The sequence below is a fragment of the Algoriphagus boseongensis genome (assembly GCF_004362805.1).
Taxonomy (GTDB): Bacteria; Bacteroidota; Bacteroidia; order Cytophagales; family Cyclobacteriaceae; genus Algoriphagus; species Algoriphagus boseongensis.
The window spans coordinates 890,643-906,014 of the sequence record NZ_SNYF01000005.1; the positions used below are offsets into that span (position 1 = coordinate 890,643).

The window sequence follows — 15,372 nt, forward strand, 5'->3', positions numbered from 1 at the left end:
AAAATAATGGAACTAAGAACCATCATCGAAAAGGCCTGGGACAACCGGGAATTATTGAAAGAAAAGGAAACCGAGATTGCAATCAAAACCATCATCGAAGATCTAGATGCAGGAAAGATCAGAGTTGCGGAACCCATGGAAAATGGAGAATGGCAGGTAAATGATTGGGTGAAAAAGGCCGTAATTCTTTATTTCCCAATTCAGAAAATGCAAACCATTGAGGTTGGACCTTTTGAATTCCACGATAAAATGGCCTTAAAAACCAACTATGCGAAGCAAGGAGTCCGAGTTGTACCTCATGCTGTAGCTCGTTATGGAGCCTATTTAGCTTCTGGAGTAGTGATGATGCCAAGTTATGTTAATATCGGTGCCTATGTGGACAGTGGCACGATGGTTGATACTTGGGCCACCGTCGGTTCTTGTGCGCAGATCGGCAAAAATGTTCATTTAAGTGGTGGTGTTGGAATCGGTGGAGTTTTGGAACCAGTTCAAGCTGCTCCAGTTATTGTGGAAGACGGAGCGTTTATAGGTTCCAGAGCCATAATTGTAGAAGGGGTAAGAATTGGGAAAGAAGCCGTAGTTGGTGCTGGTGTTACCTTGACAGCAAGTTCAAAAATCATTGACGTGACAGGAGCAGAGCCTAAGGAATATAAAGGATACGTGCCTCCTAGATCAGTTGTAATCCCTGGATCAATCTCAAAAACCTTCCCTTCTGGAACTTATCAAGTTCCATGTGCCTTAATAATTGGGCAAAGAAAGGCTTCTACCGATCTCAAGACATCACTAAATGATGCGCTAAGAGAAAATAACGTAGCAGTCTAAACCAACTAAAATGAAAATCTTGAAATATTTGGTCTTGGTCCCGGTTCTAGCCGGGACTTTGATTTCCTGTTCAGACCAAAAGAAAAATCCAGCGGATACTTACTTCGAAAAAGGCCAATATGAATTGGCAGCTGAGACTTATACCCAAACTTTAAGAACCAATCCAACTGATGTCAATACCCTTTACAATAGAGGTAGAGCCTATCAGGAAATGGGTGATTTTGGAAAGGCCCAGGAAGATTTTGAAACTGCATTGAATCAGGATCCCAATAATTTTCAAGTACTCTTGAGTTTGGCTAACGTTCAAATTCAGCAAAAAAATTATGCTTCGGCGCTTTTATATGCGACCAAAGCTGAGGAAATCCCGGGAGCACCAGCTATGGCTTCATTCCTAAAAGGTAGAGCCTTGCACCAATTAGGTTTGGCTGAAGATGCCTTAAAAGCCTACGAAAATGCCATTCAGTTGGATGATGAATTTGGTCAGGCTTATTATAACCGAGGACTATTGAAATTAGCTTTAAACAGAAAGAAACAGGCCTGTGAAGATTTAAAGTTGGCTACAGTTTTAGAATATCCAGGAGCAAGCGAATCCTTTAAAAAGTATTGTAAATGAAAAATCCCGCTCAGGCGGGATTTTTTGTTTCCTAATCTTCGTGAGTATGCGGAAGATGGGTACAGATTTGATCTGAGGCTAATTTCCCTGTTCCCGCGCAAGTTTTGCAATCACTTACTTCTTTTCCCGAACCTTGACATTCCGGGCAGGTCAGTCTTCCTTTTCCACTGCATCTTTCACATTCATAAAATTCTACGATATTGAATACATTGATTTTTTTGATCATTCCTGTGGCTCCACATCGGCTACATCCAACTACGTTTTTTCCTTTGCAATAAGCGCAGGTTTGTTCTATCTCTTTCTTTCCTTCACAGGTAAAACAGGTCTGAAATCTATATCCACGGTTATCACAGAGTTGACAAGCTTTGATATCTGCAATTGGCTTGGCTAATTTTTTTTTCAGTTCAGAAGCCCCTTGGTAGTTTTGACCATTAAAGCCTGTTAGTTCGAGGTATTTATTGAGGAAATTTTGGCTGTTGTCGTATTGGCCTAGTTCAAAAAGCGTCTCGGAGAAATAGTAGGGCATTTCTTCAGGAAGAGGCAAACCTGAATCAATAAGGTTCCGGAAAATGGAATTGGCAGTTTCAAAATCCTTTCTTTCCATAGCGGCCAAAGCTCCTTTCATCCATCGGTCTGTCTGACCTAGGTTAACTTGAGCTTTTCCAAAAAAGGGAAGTAGAATTAGAAGGAATAGAGTTGGGATTAAAATCTTTGACAGCAAAACTTGAGAAGTTTAATTATTCGAAAAGTAGCTAACATAAGAATTCCCTCAAAGTTAATTTTTGTCATTGCCGGGTGAGGAAAATTGAATTTTCATTAAGGAATTTAAAAATTGTAATTATTTTAGGTTCTAGTCAGGAAATTGAATTTCAAATTTCCTTTTTTGAATTTATCGTTTAAACAATCTTACAATGGGTAAAACAATCACTATGATCGAAGGTATCGGCGAGGTTTACAAGGGTAAATTAGCGGATGCAGGGGTGACCACAGTAGAAGGTCTTTTAGAAAAAGGAGCAACCAAATCAGGCAGAAAAGCTATTGCAGAAGCTTCGGGAATCGATGAAGGAAAAATTTTGGATTGGGTAAACATGGCTGATCTTTTCAGAATCAATGGCATTGCCAGCCAATTTGCAGAATTGCTTAAAGCTGCTGGTGTTGATACAGTAAAAGAGTTGAGAAACAGAAACCCTGAAAATCTTCATGCAGCCCTAGTAAAAACTCAGGAAGAAAAAGGCCTTACCAGAGTAGTTCCTGCCTTATCGAAAGTTGAAGATTTTGTTGCGCAGGCAAAAGCTTTAGACCCTGTTGTGACTTATTAATCGGATTTAATGAGTCCCAAAACCATTTAAACCTTGAGGAGACTCAAGGTTTTTTTGTAGTTTAAACCCCGATAATTTTTGAAAATGAGCAATACAGAAAAATTCATCCAGCATTTGGCTGACGGCCAAGTTTTTAAGAAAGACTTCATCATTTTAGGAACAGGAATCCTTGATGGAAATCCTGTAACAGGAGCTCAAGTGAAAGTTCCTCTAAAGACTTTGAACCGCCATGGTTTAATTGCGGGAGCCACAGGAACCGGTAAAACCAAAACACTTCAGGTGATCGCAGAACAACTTTCACTTAAAGGAATTCCTTCCGTATTGATGGATTTGAAAGGTGATCTTTCGGGCCTTGCTATGCCAGGAACTGCCAATGATTTCATTTTAAAAAGATCTGAAACCATAGGAGTTGACTATGAGCCAATGGGCTTGCCAGTTGAACTGATGTCTATTTCCAATGAAAAGGGGGTGAAGCTAAAAGCAACTGTTTCTGAGTTTGGGCCTGTTTTGATTTCTCAGATTCTGGAATTGAACGATACCCAAAGAGGAGTCGTCGCTTTGGTTTTTAGATACTGTGATTTGCATCATTTACCCTTATTGGATTTAAATGATTTCAAACGTGTATTGCAGTTTGTTACCAACGAGGGAAAAGAAGAAATAGAAAAGGAATTTGGTCAAGTCTCTTCTGCTTCGATCAATACGATCATGCGGAAAATTATTGAGCTGGAGCAGCAAGGTGCAGATCGTTTTTTTGGAGAATTATCCTTTGAGGTGGATGATTTTGTGAGGACTAAAGAAGGAAAAGGTGTGGTGTCCATCATTCGATTGACAGATATCCAAAACAAACCCAAGCTTTTTTCCACTTTTATGCTCAGTCTATTGTCTGAGATCTACGAAACGTTTCCAGAGCAGGGGGATGCCGATCAACCTAAGCTTTGTCTATTCATTGATGAAGCGCATCTAGTTTTTTCAAATGCTTCCAAAGATTTGCTGGAGAAAATCGAGGCTATTATTAAATTGATTCGATCCAAAGGAGTAGGCGTCTACTTCTGCACCCAGACTCCAACTGATGTTCCAGAAAGTGTTTTAGGACAATTGGGATTGAAGGTTCAACATGCCTTAAGAGCGTTTACCGCAAAGGATAGAAAAGCAATCACTAAAACCGCTGAAAATTATCCAGATTCTCCGTTTTACGATACTGCGGAAGTATTGACTTCAATGGGTATTGGTGAGGCGTTGATTACAGCTTTAAATGAAAAGGGGATCCCAACTCCATTGGCTAGAACACTGGTTCGTGCTCCAATTACCAGAATGGATATCTTATCGGATTCAGAAATCGATGCTGTAGTCCGAGCGTCTTCTTTGGTTCCAAAGTATAATCAGGATATTGATCGTGATTCGGCATTTGAGATGCTGGAGCGGAAAATGATGAAGGTTCAAAAGGAACAGGAAAAAGTAGAGCTTCCAGGACCGGCTCCCAGAACTTCAAAAAGAACTCCAAAAGAAGAATCATTTATTGAAGAACTCAGTAAAAATACCATGGTACGGCAAATGGGAAGAACTTTGTTCAGAGAATTGGCACGAGGAATTTTGGGTTCATTTTCCGGTAAAAGAAGGTAAATCTAATTAGTTGAAATCTAATAGAATATACTAATTGAAAATCGCAGTTATTGGAGGTGGAGCAGCTGGCTTTTTTGCCGCTATTCATGCAGCAGGAAAAGGAATGGAAGTTTCATTATTTGAAAAATCTCCTAAGCTTCTTTCAAAGGTAAAAGTATCAGGAGGAGGAAGATGCAATGTCACTCATCGTCCTATGGAGATTTCCAAATTGGTTCAAAACTATCCTCGAGGAGAGAAATTTCTCAAAAAGGTTTTTCGACATTTTTCAATTCCAGATACCTTTTCTTGGTTTGAATCTAGAGGGGTAGAACTCAAAATTGAAGCTGACGGGAGAGTTTTTCCAACCTCGGATTCCTCTCAAACCATAATTGATATCTTGCTTGCAGAAGCTCAAAAAAGAGGGGTGAAGATTCATATTTCGACAGGGATCAAAGAGATAAATCCTGCAAAAGGCTATTATGAATTGATTACAGAAAAGGGAGTTTTTAGAGCTGACAGAGTAATTATCGCCAGCGGAGGAAGTCCAAAATCTGAGGGATATTCATTTTTTAAATCGTTAAATCACAGTCTGGTAGAGCCTATACCTTCTTTATTTACTTTTAATACCCCTGGTGAAACTTTGCGAAGTTTAATGGGGATTTCTGTCCCTGATGCTTTGGTAAGAATTGAGGGGACAAAATTGAATTACCGAGGACCTGCATTAGTCACTCATTGGGGGATTAGTGGTCCTGCAGTTCTTAAGCTTTCGGCTTTTGGAGCCAAGTGGTTATTTGACCATCAATACAAAGGAAAAGCCGTCATCAATTGGAATGGAAACCTGAAGGAGGAGGATTATTACCAACAGATTCAGTCTTATTCTTTAGCCCATCCCAATAGAAAAGTTAGAAGCCATGCTCTTTTTTCAATGCCGATTAGGCTTTGGGAACATTTTTGTGAAAGAGCGGAGATAAATTTAGATCGACCTTTCGGTAATTTGTCAAAAAAAGAAATCAATAGACTAGTCCAGAACCTTTTTTGCTATATTTTGGAAATAAATGGAAAGACTACTTTTAAGGAAGAGTTTGTCACCGCAGGAGGAGTTCCTTTGAATGAAGTCAATCCAGATACCATGGAAAGTAAATTTCATTCAAATTTGTATTTTGCCGGAGAGGTGTTGGACATTGATGGAATTACAGGTGGCTTTAATTTTCAGGCTGCCTGGTCAACTGGCTTTCTGGCTGGTACATCTTCTAAAGAAAAAAGCCTATGAGTCAAATTTACACTGAATTGCCTATTAGGATAAAGGAAATGGCTGAAGGAGATGAGGAGTTCAGGTTAGAACTCACCAATGCTATTTTCAATGGATTAATTGAGCTGAAGGAAAAGTATACCGAAGGACTTCTTCAGCATGATGTGGTGAAAATCCAGCAAATCCGACATAAAGTCAAACCTACACTCTCCATGTTTGACCTAAATCTGCTCACAGAATCACTTTCTAAAGGAAAAGAGATCTTGGAGAATAAAGGATTTTCGGAAGAGTTTAAACTTCATTTCGAAGACTTTTCTCAAAAAGTAGAGCAGGCTATCAAAGAGGTGGAAATGCTAATCCGCATGAATTAATGGCGGTACTGGTATTTTTCGCTATCTAATTTTCAAGCCTAAGGTTACTTTTTACTTTAGCAGAAGAAATTCTCCTTTAAGAAAATCAATTACGAATGCCAATTATTGCCTCTAGCTACGGAGGACCTCCCAAATATTTATTCAATGGACATTTAGAAACCATTATACCCAGTCTGCTTAGAAAAGTAGAAGGGGTGGAATATACCCGGGAAAAAATTAATACACCTGATGATGATTTTTTAAATCTGGATTGGTCTAAAGTAGGATCAAAGCAGCTTCTGATCATTTCCCACGGCTTGGAAGGGGATTCCATGAGACATTATGCCATGGGTTTGGCCAAACTTTTTAATCAAAATGGAATCGATGTTCTTGCATGGAATAACCGAACCTGCGGGGGAGAATTAAACCTTCAACCGATCTTATATCACCATGGAGCAAGCTATGACCTCGATTCAGTCATTAACCACGCTTTGAATGATGGATTTTATGAGGAGATTTTTCTGACTGGAATCAGTATGGGAGGAGCTCAAACCTTGAAGTATCTGGGAGAAAAAGGAGTGGATTTACCCAAGCAGATTACGAAGGCAGCGGTTTATTCAACACCTTGCAATCTTCCTTCAAGTGCCGCAACCTTAAAATTTGCTTCCAATAGTTTTTACAAAAAGCGATTCCTTGGAAAACTTAAGGAAAAAATGAGACTCAAGGCTCAGCAATTTCCGGATCTGATTGATTTGGTACTCCTTGAAAGCGTAAACGATTTTGATCAATTTGACACTCATTTCACGGCTAAAATTCATGGGTTTAGGGATGCTGCTGATTTTTATCGAAGTGTCAGTGCGGACAATTGGATGCATCAGATTCAAATCCCCACCTTGATCGTAAATGCCATAAATGATCCATTATTAGGTCCAGAATGCTATCCGATTAAATTAGCTGAACAAAAGTCAAATCTCTTTCTTGAGATGCCAAAAAGGGGAGGACATACAGGCTTTTTAAGAAAAGGAGAGGAATTTACCTGGGCAGAAGTCCGCTTATTACAATTTTTGACTGGAATTTGAATAGCTTAAAGTATTCAAATTAGTCTGGTTAAAATCCCCTGCGTCATGAGAAGAATGTTTTTATTCAGTTTACTGGCTTTTTTTGCTTTGACACTTTTGTTCATGTGGCTTACAGGATTTTCAGAATTCCGATTCGGGTATGTGATTTTGGGAATTTTGTTTCTTCTTTCATTTTTGGGTGTATATGATGTGCTCCAGAAAAAACATGCAATCCGAAGGAATTTTCCCGTGGTTGGAAACTTTAGGTATCTTTTTGAATCGATTAGTCCAGAAATCCAACAATACTTTATTGAATCCAATACCAGCGGAAGACCATTTAGCAGAAATCTAAGAGCTCTAGCCTACAGGAGATCCAAGAATGTCAACGATACCCATCCTTTTGGAACACAAAGAGACATTCATTTGGAAGATTACATAGCTCTAAGGCATTCGATTTATGCCAAAAAGCCTGTTGAGGAGGATCTACGAGTATTGGTGGGAGGTCCTGATTGTAAACAACCCTACTCAGCTTCCATACTGAATATTTCTGCCATGAGTTTTGGATCTCTAAGTTCAAATGCAATTTCTGCTTTGAATAGAGGGGCATTAAAAGGTGAATTTTATCACAATACAGGAGAGGGCGGAATATCTCCATATCATATGGAAGGTGGAGATTTATGCTGGCAAATAGGAACGGGCTATTTTGGATGTAGAAATGAAACAGGTGGATTTGATGAGGTTAAATTCCGGGAAAAAGCCATTTTGACGAAAGTTAAAATGATAGAAATCAAGCTTTCCCAAGGGGCTAAACCAGGTCATGGAGGTGTTTTACCCGGAGTAAAAAACACTAAAGAGATAGCTGAAATCAGAGGAGTTAAAGAAGGAACTACGATTGTTTCTCCTCCTTCTCATACGGCATTCGGAAATCCAAAAGAATTGGTTCAATTTATCCAAAAACTTAGAGAATTATCAGACGGGAAACCAATAGGATTTAAGCTTTGCATAGGTAGAACGGAAGAATTTGAAGATATCTGCAAAGCCATGCTGGAGCATTCGATCTATCCGGATTTTATCACGATAGATGGGGCAGAAGGGGGCACTGGAGCAGCTCCTTTGGAATTCTCGGACAGTGTAGGCTTACCACTGGAACCTGCATTGATTTTTGCCCGACTTACTTTAGATAAGCACAGAATTAAGGATAGAATTAGGCTAATTGCTTCTGGAAAGGCGCTGAGCGCTTTTTCGATTGTAAAAAATATGGCTTTGGGAGCTGATATGTGCAATTCTGCACGGGCATTCATGTTTAGCTTAGGCTGTATCCAGGCTTTACGATGCAATACCAATTCTTGCCCTACCGGAGTGGCAACCCAGGATAAACACTTGAAAAAGGGGCTTGTAATAACTGATAAAGCTGAGCGGGTTTATAATTTCCATAAGAACACCGTCCATGCTGTTAAAGAGCTACTTGGTGCTTCTGGGTATTCTCATACGTCTGAACTTTCAATAAGGGATTTAGTCAGGGGAGACGAGATGGTTGAATTCGCCAATCACTTTTTCCCGGATTCAGTCATCAACCATCTCCATCATAAATCATGAGAAGCGTTTAAGTGCCATGGCTGCAACAGTTCCACCAATTGAAAGGGAACTTGTAGCAGCTGGGGAAGGGGCATTTAAAACATTAATTGCGAAAGCCGATTCCCTGATCGCAAAATCATCCAAAAGTCCCCCAGTCCGATCACAGGCTTGTGCTCTCACTCCGGCACCTCCATCGACTAGATCTGACTCTTGAATTTCAGGAATTAATTCTTGCAAGGCCTTGGTAAAGGCCGCTTTTGAGAAGGATCTATAGAGTTCTCCAAAGCCCGTTTTCCAATATTTTGCTGCCACTTTTTGGAACCCAGGCCAAGCTAATGTTTCTGCCAATTCTCCCAGATTGATTTGAGATTTTTTGTAGCCTTCTCTTCTAAAGGCCAAAACAGCATTTGGACCTGCTTCTACACCTCCCTTTTTCATTCGGGTAAAATGAACTCCTAAGAATGGGAAATTGGGATCTGGGACAGGATAGATCAGATTCTTAACTAGGTACTCTTTTTCTTTTTTAAGCTTATAATACTCTCCTCGGAAAGGGATGATTTTGACATCCGTAATGGATGCATCATTCATTCGCGCTACCAAATCAGAATAAAGGCCAGCGCAGTTAATTACCAGCTTAGATTCAAAAGTTCCTTTTGAGGTTTCAATGTAGTTAATGCCTTCCTTCAGATTAATTTCCAGTACTTTATGATTGAGGAAAATCTCACCACCTTTTTGAATGATTTTTCTTCCATAGGCTAATGCAACCTGGAAATAATCCACGATTCCCGTTTGAGGAACATGGATAGCGGCCACACCAGCACAGTGAGGCTCGTATTCCTTCAGCTCTTCCAAAGTAATACTTCGGGTTCCTGTCAAGCCATTTTGGAGTCCTCGATCCAGCAAAGTCTTCAATAATGGTTTTTGCTCTTCTCTAGTCGCGACAACTACCTTTCCGGTGATTTCGAAGGGGATTTTTTCCTCCTCACAAAACTTCACCAATTCATGATATCCATTGATACAATTTGTCGCTTTTAAGGAGCCTGGCTTGTAGTATAGTCCAGAATGAATTACTCCCGAGTTATTTCCGGTTTGGTGCTTAGCTAGTTGATCTTCTTTCTCCAGAATGGCGATTTTCAAATCAGGCCTTTCGTTTTGAATTTTAAGACCAGTGGCTAAGCCAACAATACCTCCTCCAACAATGACAATATCGTAAACCATGTAGAATTCAATTTGAGTCCAAATATAAAGGTCCAAGAATCAACCTTCCCGGTTTTGTTTGGAACAAATTTTAAAAGGTTTAAGAATTTTTCAGGCAGACATTGAACCAAGAAGGTTTACTTTGACTTTAACTTGCGAGTGCAAAAGTTTCCTACCGACCTCAGATTAATGCTTAGATCCGCTTTTTTCGCGATTTTCTTTCTTTTTTGCCAAGCCTCATTTGCCCAATATCTAATCAAGGGAAGAGTTACGGATGCAGAAACTGGGGATCCCATCGCCTTTGCCAATGTGATTTTGAAAAACACCACTACAGGGATTACCACTGATTTTGAAGGGTATTATTCCATATCAGCTAAAGTCTTGTCTGATAGCTTGGTGGTAAGCTATTTGGGATATTTTACCCAAAGTAAAAAGCTGGAAAATCTCCCTGAGCAAACGCTAAATTTTCAATTAAGACCAAGTTCCTTTGAATTGGATGCATTTGTCTTCGAATCAGGGGAAAATCCGGCTTTTGAGATCATTAGAAGGGCATCGGAGCGAAGAAGAGACTTTGATAAGAGGAGCCTACAGGCTTATGAATCAAAAAACTACACCAAAATTGAAATCGATATAGACAACCTGTCTGAGGATTTTCGACAAAGAAAATCGGTTCGATCGGTTACTTCTGTTTTGGATAGCATCAAGCAATTGACCAATGACGAGGGAGAGAAGATCCTGCCTGTTTTTTTCTCTGAGACGGTTTCAAAATTTTATTACAGAAATAATCCTGAATTGAGAAAAGAGGTCATTGAAAAGACCAAAGTTACTGGGGTTGGAATAACGGATGGCTCAACGACTTCTCAGATCACCGGATCAGTATTTCAGGAATATAATTTTTACAAAAACTGGCTTAACATCCTGAATAAAGACTTTATATCCCCGATTGCAGACGGATGGAAGACCTATTATGACTATGATCTTTTGGATTCGGTTTATGTGGAAAATGACTTTTGTTACAAGCTGCAGGTCTATCCAAGAAGGGAGCAGGACTTGGCTTTTTCAGGTACGATTTGGATCAAAAAAGATGACTATTCTTTAAAACAAGTCGATTTAACCATTCCCAAAGCCGCTAACCTGAACTTTGTAGAGAGGATAAAAATCCAACAGGAACTTAAACCTACTACCGCAGGGCCCTTAATGCCTTCGAAGACCAGGGTAATGGTGAAAATTTCTCAGGTAACAGATAAGACTGCCGGTCTTTTGGCGAAGTTTTATACAGCCACGGATAGCATCGTGGTAAATGACCCTCAACCCACACCATTTTTCAATCAGGCAGTAGAATTAAAACCTGATTTCAGTGAATTTGAGGCTGATTTTTGGCAAAACAGTAGGCCAGACCCTTTGTCGGTAGAAGAGTTAGCCATCTTGCAGATGGTGGATACTTTAAAGAAAATCCCCATCATTCGCTTTTATTCTGAGGGCCTAAAGTTCTTTGCCACAGGATATAAACCCATAGGGAAAATTGACGTAGGGCCATGGCCAGCATTTTTCAATTACAATAATCTCGAAGGAATTCGATTGGGATTTGGTCTTCGAACCAATTACAAATTCAGTAAGAAATGGGTAATCCAAGGCTACACGGGATTTGGATTTAGAGATTTAGAGTGGAAATATTCTGCTAGCCTAACGCGAATTTTAGATCGAAAAAGATGGACCACTATCCAGGTTTATTCATCAAAAGAGATCGAACAAATCGGTTTGGAAATTGCCAGTTTACAATCCAATAGCGTTTTTCTAGCAGCAAGTAGATTTGGGACCTTAAGAAGTCCCTATTTCAGCAGGAATCACGGCTTAGCTTTCCAAAGGGAATTTTTCAAAGGATTTCTGTTTAAAACCGGAATGAACTTCAGTCAATTTGATCCTTTGTTTCCTTTTTACTATTTGGAAAAGGACACCAAAGAATACAGAAATTCATTTGAGACGACTGAATTTAGAGCTGGAATCCGCTACGGAAGGGATGAAATCATCATCATCAATGACAACGAGAGAGCCTCTTTAGGATCCTTGAAATGGCCTATTGTTGAGGTCAATTATGCCAAGGGTTTTAATGGACTTGGTGGAGATTTGGACTATCAAAAGCTGAGTTTTTACCTCTATCACCGAATCAATTTGGGCTTGTTTGGGGTAGGTCGATATGAATTAGACGCTGGAAAGATCTTTGGGGAAGTTCCTTATCCGATTTTGAAGAACCACCTCGGGAACGAAACCATCTTCTATACCACGGCGGCTTTCAATACGATGAATTTCACAGAATTCACTTCTGATCAGTATTTCAGCATTCGCTATCGCCAATCCTTTGAGGGTTTTTTGTTGAATTCCATTCCTTTGATGAAGAAACTCAAGTGGAGATTTGTGGGGAATGTAAATTCACTTTGGGGATCAGTGAGAGACGAAAATATTGCCAATGTACCATCAGTAGATCCGGAAGGAAATCCTCTAAAAACATTTGGAAGACTTGATTTGGGAACGCCGTATCTTGAATTAGGCTATGGGGTAGAAAATATATTTAAGTTTTTCCGAGTGGATTTCTTTCACCGAATGACTTATTTGGATAATCCAGGAGCCAAACCCTTTCATGTGAAAGTGAGTGCTCAATTTATTTTATAACCTATGTTTTTTGGATTCCTTTTCCCCTAAATTTTTCCTTTGAATACACTTATGCATATTTGCAGTCGAAACATGATGCCTGTTTGTATGGGCAGAAAAACAAAATAAAATGTCAAAACAAATTAAGATTACCCTTCCTGATGGATCAGTTAGGGAGTATGAAAAAGGAACAACCGGACTGCAGATTGCTGCCAGTATCAGCGAGGGTTTAGCCCGAAATGTTCTTGCCGCCAAAGTGAATGGTCAAGTTTGGGACGCTACTCGTCCAATTCAGGAAGATTCTACTTTGCAATTATTAACCTGGAATGATGGAGAAGGTAAAAATACCTTTTGGCATTCTTCAGCCCACTTGATGGCTGAGGCGCTGGAAGAGCTTTACCCTGGAACCAAATTTGGTATCGGTCCTCCTATTGAAACTGGATTCTACTACGATGTGGATTTCGGAGATCACAAACTGGAAGGAGAGGAGCTGGAGAAAATTGAGCAGAAGATGATCGAACTCGCCAAACAAAAAAGCGAGTATATCCGAAAAGAAGTGTCAAAAGCCGATGCTTTGGCTTATTTCCAAGAAAAAGGAGATGAATATAAGCTCGACCTTTTGGAAGGATTGGAAGATGGTTCAATCACCTTTTATGAGCAAGGAAACTTCACTGATCTTTGTCGTGGACCACATATTCCTAACACAGGATTTATCAAAGCTGTTAAGCTGACCAATATTGCCGGAGCCTATTGGAGGGGAGATGAAAAACGAAAAATGTTGACCCGTATCTATGGGGTTACCTTTCCAAAAGCTCAGGAATTAAAAGATTATTTGACTTTACTGGAGGAAGCGAAGAAGCGCGATCACCGAAAAATCGGTCGAGAGTTGGAGCTTTTCACCTTTTCCGAAAAAGTAGGAATGGGGCTTCCTTTGTGGTTGCCTAAGGGAACTTTGCTTCGTGAGCGTCTGATTAGCTTTATGAAAAAAGCTCAGGACAAATCAGGCTACCAACAGGTAACTACTCCTCATATTGGAAGTAAGGTTTTGTATGAGACTTCAGGTCATTACGAGAAATATGGTAAGGATTCATTCCAACCTATCACCACTCCTCATGAAGGCGAAGCGTTTTTGTTGAAACCAATGAATTGTCCTCATCACTGCGAGATCTACAAGCATAAGCCTAGATCTTACAAGGATTTGCCAATTCGTTATGCGGAATTTGGAACCGTCTATCGGTACGAACAAAGTGGGGAATTGCATGGTTTGACCCGAGTGAGAGGATTTACGCAGGATGACGCCCATATTTTCTGCCGTCCAGATCAGGTAAAAGAGGAGTTTATCAAGGTAATCGACTTGGTTTTGTATGTTTTCAAAGCCTTGGGATTCCAGGATTATACCGCTCAGATTTCCTTAAGAGATCCAGAAAATAAGCAGAAGTATATAGGTACAGATGAAGCTTGGGAAAAAGCAGAGGCTGCGATTATTGAAGCTGCTGCTGAAAAAGGGCTTGAGACAGTAACTGAATTAGGCGAAGCAGCCTTTTATGGTCCTAAGCTTGATTTTATGGTTAAGGATGCTTTGGGAAGAAAGTGGCAACTAGGAACTATCCAAGTTGACTATCAGCTTCCTGAGAGATTCCAACTGGAATACATTGGATCAGACAATCAAAAGCATAGACCTGTGATGATTCACAGAGCTCCATTTGGCTCTTTGGAAAGGTTTGTAGCTGTCCTAATTGAGCATTGTGCAGGTGATTTTCCACTTTGGCTAGCTCCTGAGCAGATTAATATTTTGCCTATTTCTGAGAAATACATCGGGTATGCAGAGGAATTGAAAGGTATTTTGGAAGACGCCGGTATCACAGGAAACATAGATAACCGTGATGAAAAAATCGGAAGAAAAATCCGTGATGCTGAAGTCAAAAAAGTCCCTTTTATGCTTATTGTAGGGGAAAAAGAGCAAGAGGAAAGAAAAATCTCCATCCGAAAAAGGGGAGAGGGTGACTTAGGGAGTTTCTCAATTGAGGATTTTATTAAGTATTTTCAAGGGATTATTTCAGAATCACTGAACAAGGAAGAATAACGTAAAATTTTATTCTGATTTTCTGAATCAGAAATAATTCCGATATTTGCAGGCAATTTCAAATTAAAACGACAACAGCTAACTTGAACCAAAGACCACATCAACAAAGAGGAAGACAAGAAGAACCCTATAAGGTTAATCATAAGATCAGAGCCCGTGAAGTTCGGGTAGTAGGTGATTTTGTAGAGGGAGGGAACGCGGTTCTTTCTTTGGACAGAGCCATCAAACTAGCAGAAGAGAATGAGCTTGATCTGGTAGAGATTTCTCCCAACGCCACTCCTCCTGTTTGTAAAATTATTGATTACGCGAAGTTTAAATACGAGCAGAAAAAGAAGCAGAAGGAAATCAAGGCCAATGCAGCTAAAGTCGTTTTAAAAGAAATTCGTTTCGGACCTAATACAGATGATCACGACTTCAACTTTAAGTTGAAGCACGCAATCAACTTCCTAAAAGAAGGAGCCAAGGTAAAGGCTTACGTTCATTTTGTCGGCCGTTCGATTGTTTTCAAGGAAAGAGGGGAAATGCTTCTTCTGAAGTTTGCCCAAGCTCTTGAAGACCATGGAGTGGTAGAACAAATGCCAAAGTTGGAAGGAAAGCGGATGAATATCTTTATCGCTCCGAAACCTCATAAGAAATAATTTCAACCAACTAAATACAGCAAAATGCCAAAAGTAAAAACCAAATCAAGTGCGAAGAAGCGGTTCACTTTAACAGGAACCGGCAAAATCAAAAGGAAACACGCTTTCAAAAGCCACATCCTGACGAAAAAGTCTACTAAAAGAAAGCATAACCTAACCAAAGCTGGTTTGGTACATACTTCCGATGAAGGTAGAGTAAGAGATATGTTGAAAATCTGATTTT

General features: G+C 39.9%; 14 protein-coding genes. 12 read left to right on the plus strand and 2 right to left on the minus strand.

Annotated features, from left to right (window positions below; translation table 11 throughout):
• Positions 1-6: 6 nt before the first annotated feature.
• Positions 7-822: a 2,3,4,5-tetrahydropyridine-2,6-dicarboxylate N-succinyltransferase gene (locus tag DFQ04_RS03895; protein ID WP_133552879.1), complete on the plus strand. Its 816-nt coding sequence runs from the start codon at positions 7-9 to the stop codon at positions 820-822.
• A gap of 10 nt (positions 823-832) precedes the next feature.
• Complete coding sequence (locus tag DFQ04_RS03900; RefSeq protein ID WP_133552882.1) at positions 833-1,435, plus strand: tetratricopeptide repeat protein; 603 nt, start codon at positions 833-835, stop codon at positions 1,433-1,435.
• Positions 1,436-1,466: 31 nt separating this feature from the next.
• Here the strand turns inward: DFQ04_RS03900 and DFQ04_RS03905 are convergent, their stop codons facing one another.
• A complete protein-coding gene (locus DFQ04_RS03905; protein WP_243739627.1) occupies positions 1,467-2,156 on the minus strand; it encodes a tetratricopeptide repeat protein in 690 nt (229 codons plus the stop codon).
• Between the two features lie 190 nt (positions 2,157-2,346).
• On the opposite strand from DFQ04_RS03905, the gene DFQ04_RS03910 reads away from it, so the two are divergent.
• The 6 genes from DFQ04_RS03910 to DFQ04_RS03935 all read left to right on the plus strand — a co-directional run bounded on the left by DFQ04_RS03910 (position 2,347) and on the right by DFQ04_RS03935 (position 8,606).
• Positions 2,347-2,754 carry a DUF4332 domain-containing protein gene (locus tag DFQ04_RS03910; protein ID WP_133552884.1) on the plus strand — a complete coding sequence of 136 codons (408 nt, stop codon included), beginning with the start codon at positions 2,347-2,349 and terminating at the stop codon, positions 2,752-2,754.
• An 84-nt stretch (positions 2,755-2,838) separates the two neighbouring features.
• Positions 2,839-4,374: a helicase HerA-like domain-containing protein gene (locus tag DFQ04_RS03915; RefSeq protein WP_133552886.1), complete on the plus strand. Its 1,536-nt coding sequence runs from the start codon at positions 2,839-2,841 to the stop codon at positions 4,372-4,374.
• Between the two features lie 34 nt (positions 4,375-4,408).
• Positions 4,409-5,623, plus strand: a complete 1,215-nt coding sequence (locus tag DFQ04_RS03920) for a BaiN/RdsA family NAD(P)/FAD-dependent oxidoreductase (protein ID WP_133552887.1) — start codon at positions 4,409-4,411, stop codon at positions 5,621-5,623.
• Positions 5,620-5,973, plus strand: a complete 354-nt coding sequence (locus DFQ04_RS03925) for a hypothetical protein (RefSeq protein WP_133552889.1) — start codon at positions 5,620-5,622, stop codon at positions 5,971-5,973. Before DFQ04_RS03920 ends, DFQ04_RS03925 begins: the two co-directional genes overlap by 4 nt.
• Before the next feature lie 95 nt (positions 5,974-6,068).
• A complete protein-coding gene (locus DFQ04_RS03930) occupies positions 6,069-7,031 on the plus strand; it encodes a YheT family hydrolase (RefSeq protein ID WP_133552891.1) in 963 nt (320 codons plus the stop codon).
• A gap of 45 nt (positions 7,032-7,076) precedes the next feature.
• Positions 7,077-8,606, plus strand: coding sequence for an FMN-binding glutamate synthase family protein (locus tag DFQ04_RS03935; protein WP_133552893.1), 1,530 nt, complete (start codon positions 7,077-7,079; stop codon positions 8,604-8,606).
• On the opposite strand, the gene lhgO is transcribed toward DFQ04_RS03935, so the two are convergent.
• On the minus strand, positions 8,601-9,803 hold the full coding sequence (gene lhgO, locus DFQ04_RS03940) for an L-2-hydroxyglutarate oxidase (protein ID WP_133554342.1): 1,203 nt from the start codon (positions 9,801-9,803) through the stop codon (positions 8,601-8,603). The genes DFQ04_RS03935 and lhgO overlap by 6 nt on opposite strands.
• A gap of 168 nt (positions 9,804-9,971) precedes the next feature.
• On the opposite strand from lhgO, the gene DFQ04_RS03945 reads away from it, so the two are divergent.
• From DFQ04_RS03945 to rpmI, 4 genes are all read left to right on the plus strand, one after another.
• A complete protein-coding gene (locus tag DFQ04_RS03945; protein WP_133552895.1) occupies positions 9,972-12,449 on the plus strand; it encodes a DUF5686 and carboxypeptidase-like regulatory domain-containing protein in 2,478 nt (825 codons plus the stop codon).
• A gap of 109 nt (positions 12,450-12,558) precedes the next feature.
• On the plus strand, positions 12,559-14,511 hold the full coding sequence (thrS, locus tag DFQ04_RS03950; protein WP_133552897.1) for a threonine--tRNA ligase: 1,953 nt from the start codon (positions 12,559-12,561) through the stop codon (positions 14,509-14,511).
• Between the two features lie 83 nt (positions 14,512-14,594).
• The gene (gene infC, locus DFQ04_RS03955) at positions 14,595-15,149 is read left to right on the plus strand and encodes a translation initiation factor IF-3 (RefSeq protein ID WP_133552899.1); all 555 of its coding nucleotides are present in this window, start codon (positions 14,595-14,597) and stop codon (positions 15,147-15,149) included.
• Positions 15,150-15,173: 24 nt separating this feature from the next.
• Complete coding sequence (gene rpmI, locus DFQ04_RS03960; RefSeq protein WP_133552901.1) at positions 15,174-15,368, plus strand: 50S ribosomal protein L35; 195 nt, start codon at positions 15,174-15,176, stop codon at positions 15,366-15,368.
• Positions 15,369-15,372 lie beyond the last annotated feature (4 nt).

Coding starts and splice junctions, on each gene's coding strand:
- DFQ04_RS03895 (WP_133552879.1), top strand. CDS start 7: ATGGAACTAAGAACCATCATCGAAAAGGCCTGGGACAACCGGGAATTA.
- DFQ04_RS03900 (WP_133552882.1), top strand. CDS start 833: ATGAAAATCTTGAAATATTTGGTCTTGGTCCCGGTTCTAGCCGGGACT.
- DFQ04_RS03910 (WP_133552884.1), top strand. CDS start 2,347: ATGGGTAAAACAATCACTATGATCGAAGGTATCGGCGAGGTTTACAAG.
- DFQ04_RS03915 (WP_133552886.1), top strand. CDS start 2,839: ATGAGCAATACAGAAAAATTCATCCAGCATTTGGCTGACGGCCAAGTT.
- DFQ04_RS03925 (WP_133552889.1), top strand. CDS start 5,620: ATGAGTCAAATTTACACTGAATTGCCTATTAGGATAAAGGAAATGGCT.
- DFQ04_RS03930 (WP_133552891.1), top strand. CDS start 6,069: ATGCCAATTATTGCCTCTAGCTACGGAGGACCTCCCAAATATTTATTC.
- DFQ04_RS03935 (WP_133552893.1), top strand. CDS start 7,077: ATGAGAAGAATGTTTTTATTCAGTTTACTGGCTTTTTTTGCTTTGACA.
- lhgO (WP_133554342.1), bottom strand. CDS start 9,803: ATGGTTTACGATATTGTCATTGTTGGAGGAGGTATTGTTGGCTTAGCC.
- DFQ04_RS03945 (WP_133552895.1), top strand. CDS start 9,972: ATGCTTAGATCCGCTTTTTTCGCGATTTTCTTTCTTTTTTGCCAAGCC.
- thrS (WP_133552897.1), top strand. CDS start 12,559: ATGTCAAAACAAATTAAGATTACCCTTCCTGATGGATCAGTTAGGGAG.
- rpmI (WP_133552901.1), top strand. CDS start 15,174: ATGCCAAAAGTAAAAACCAAATCAAGTGCGAAGAAGCGGTTCACTTTA.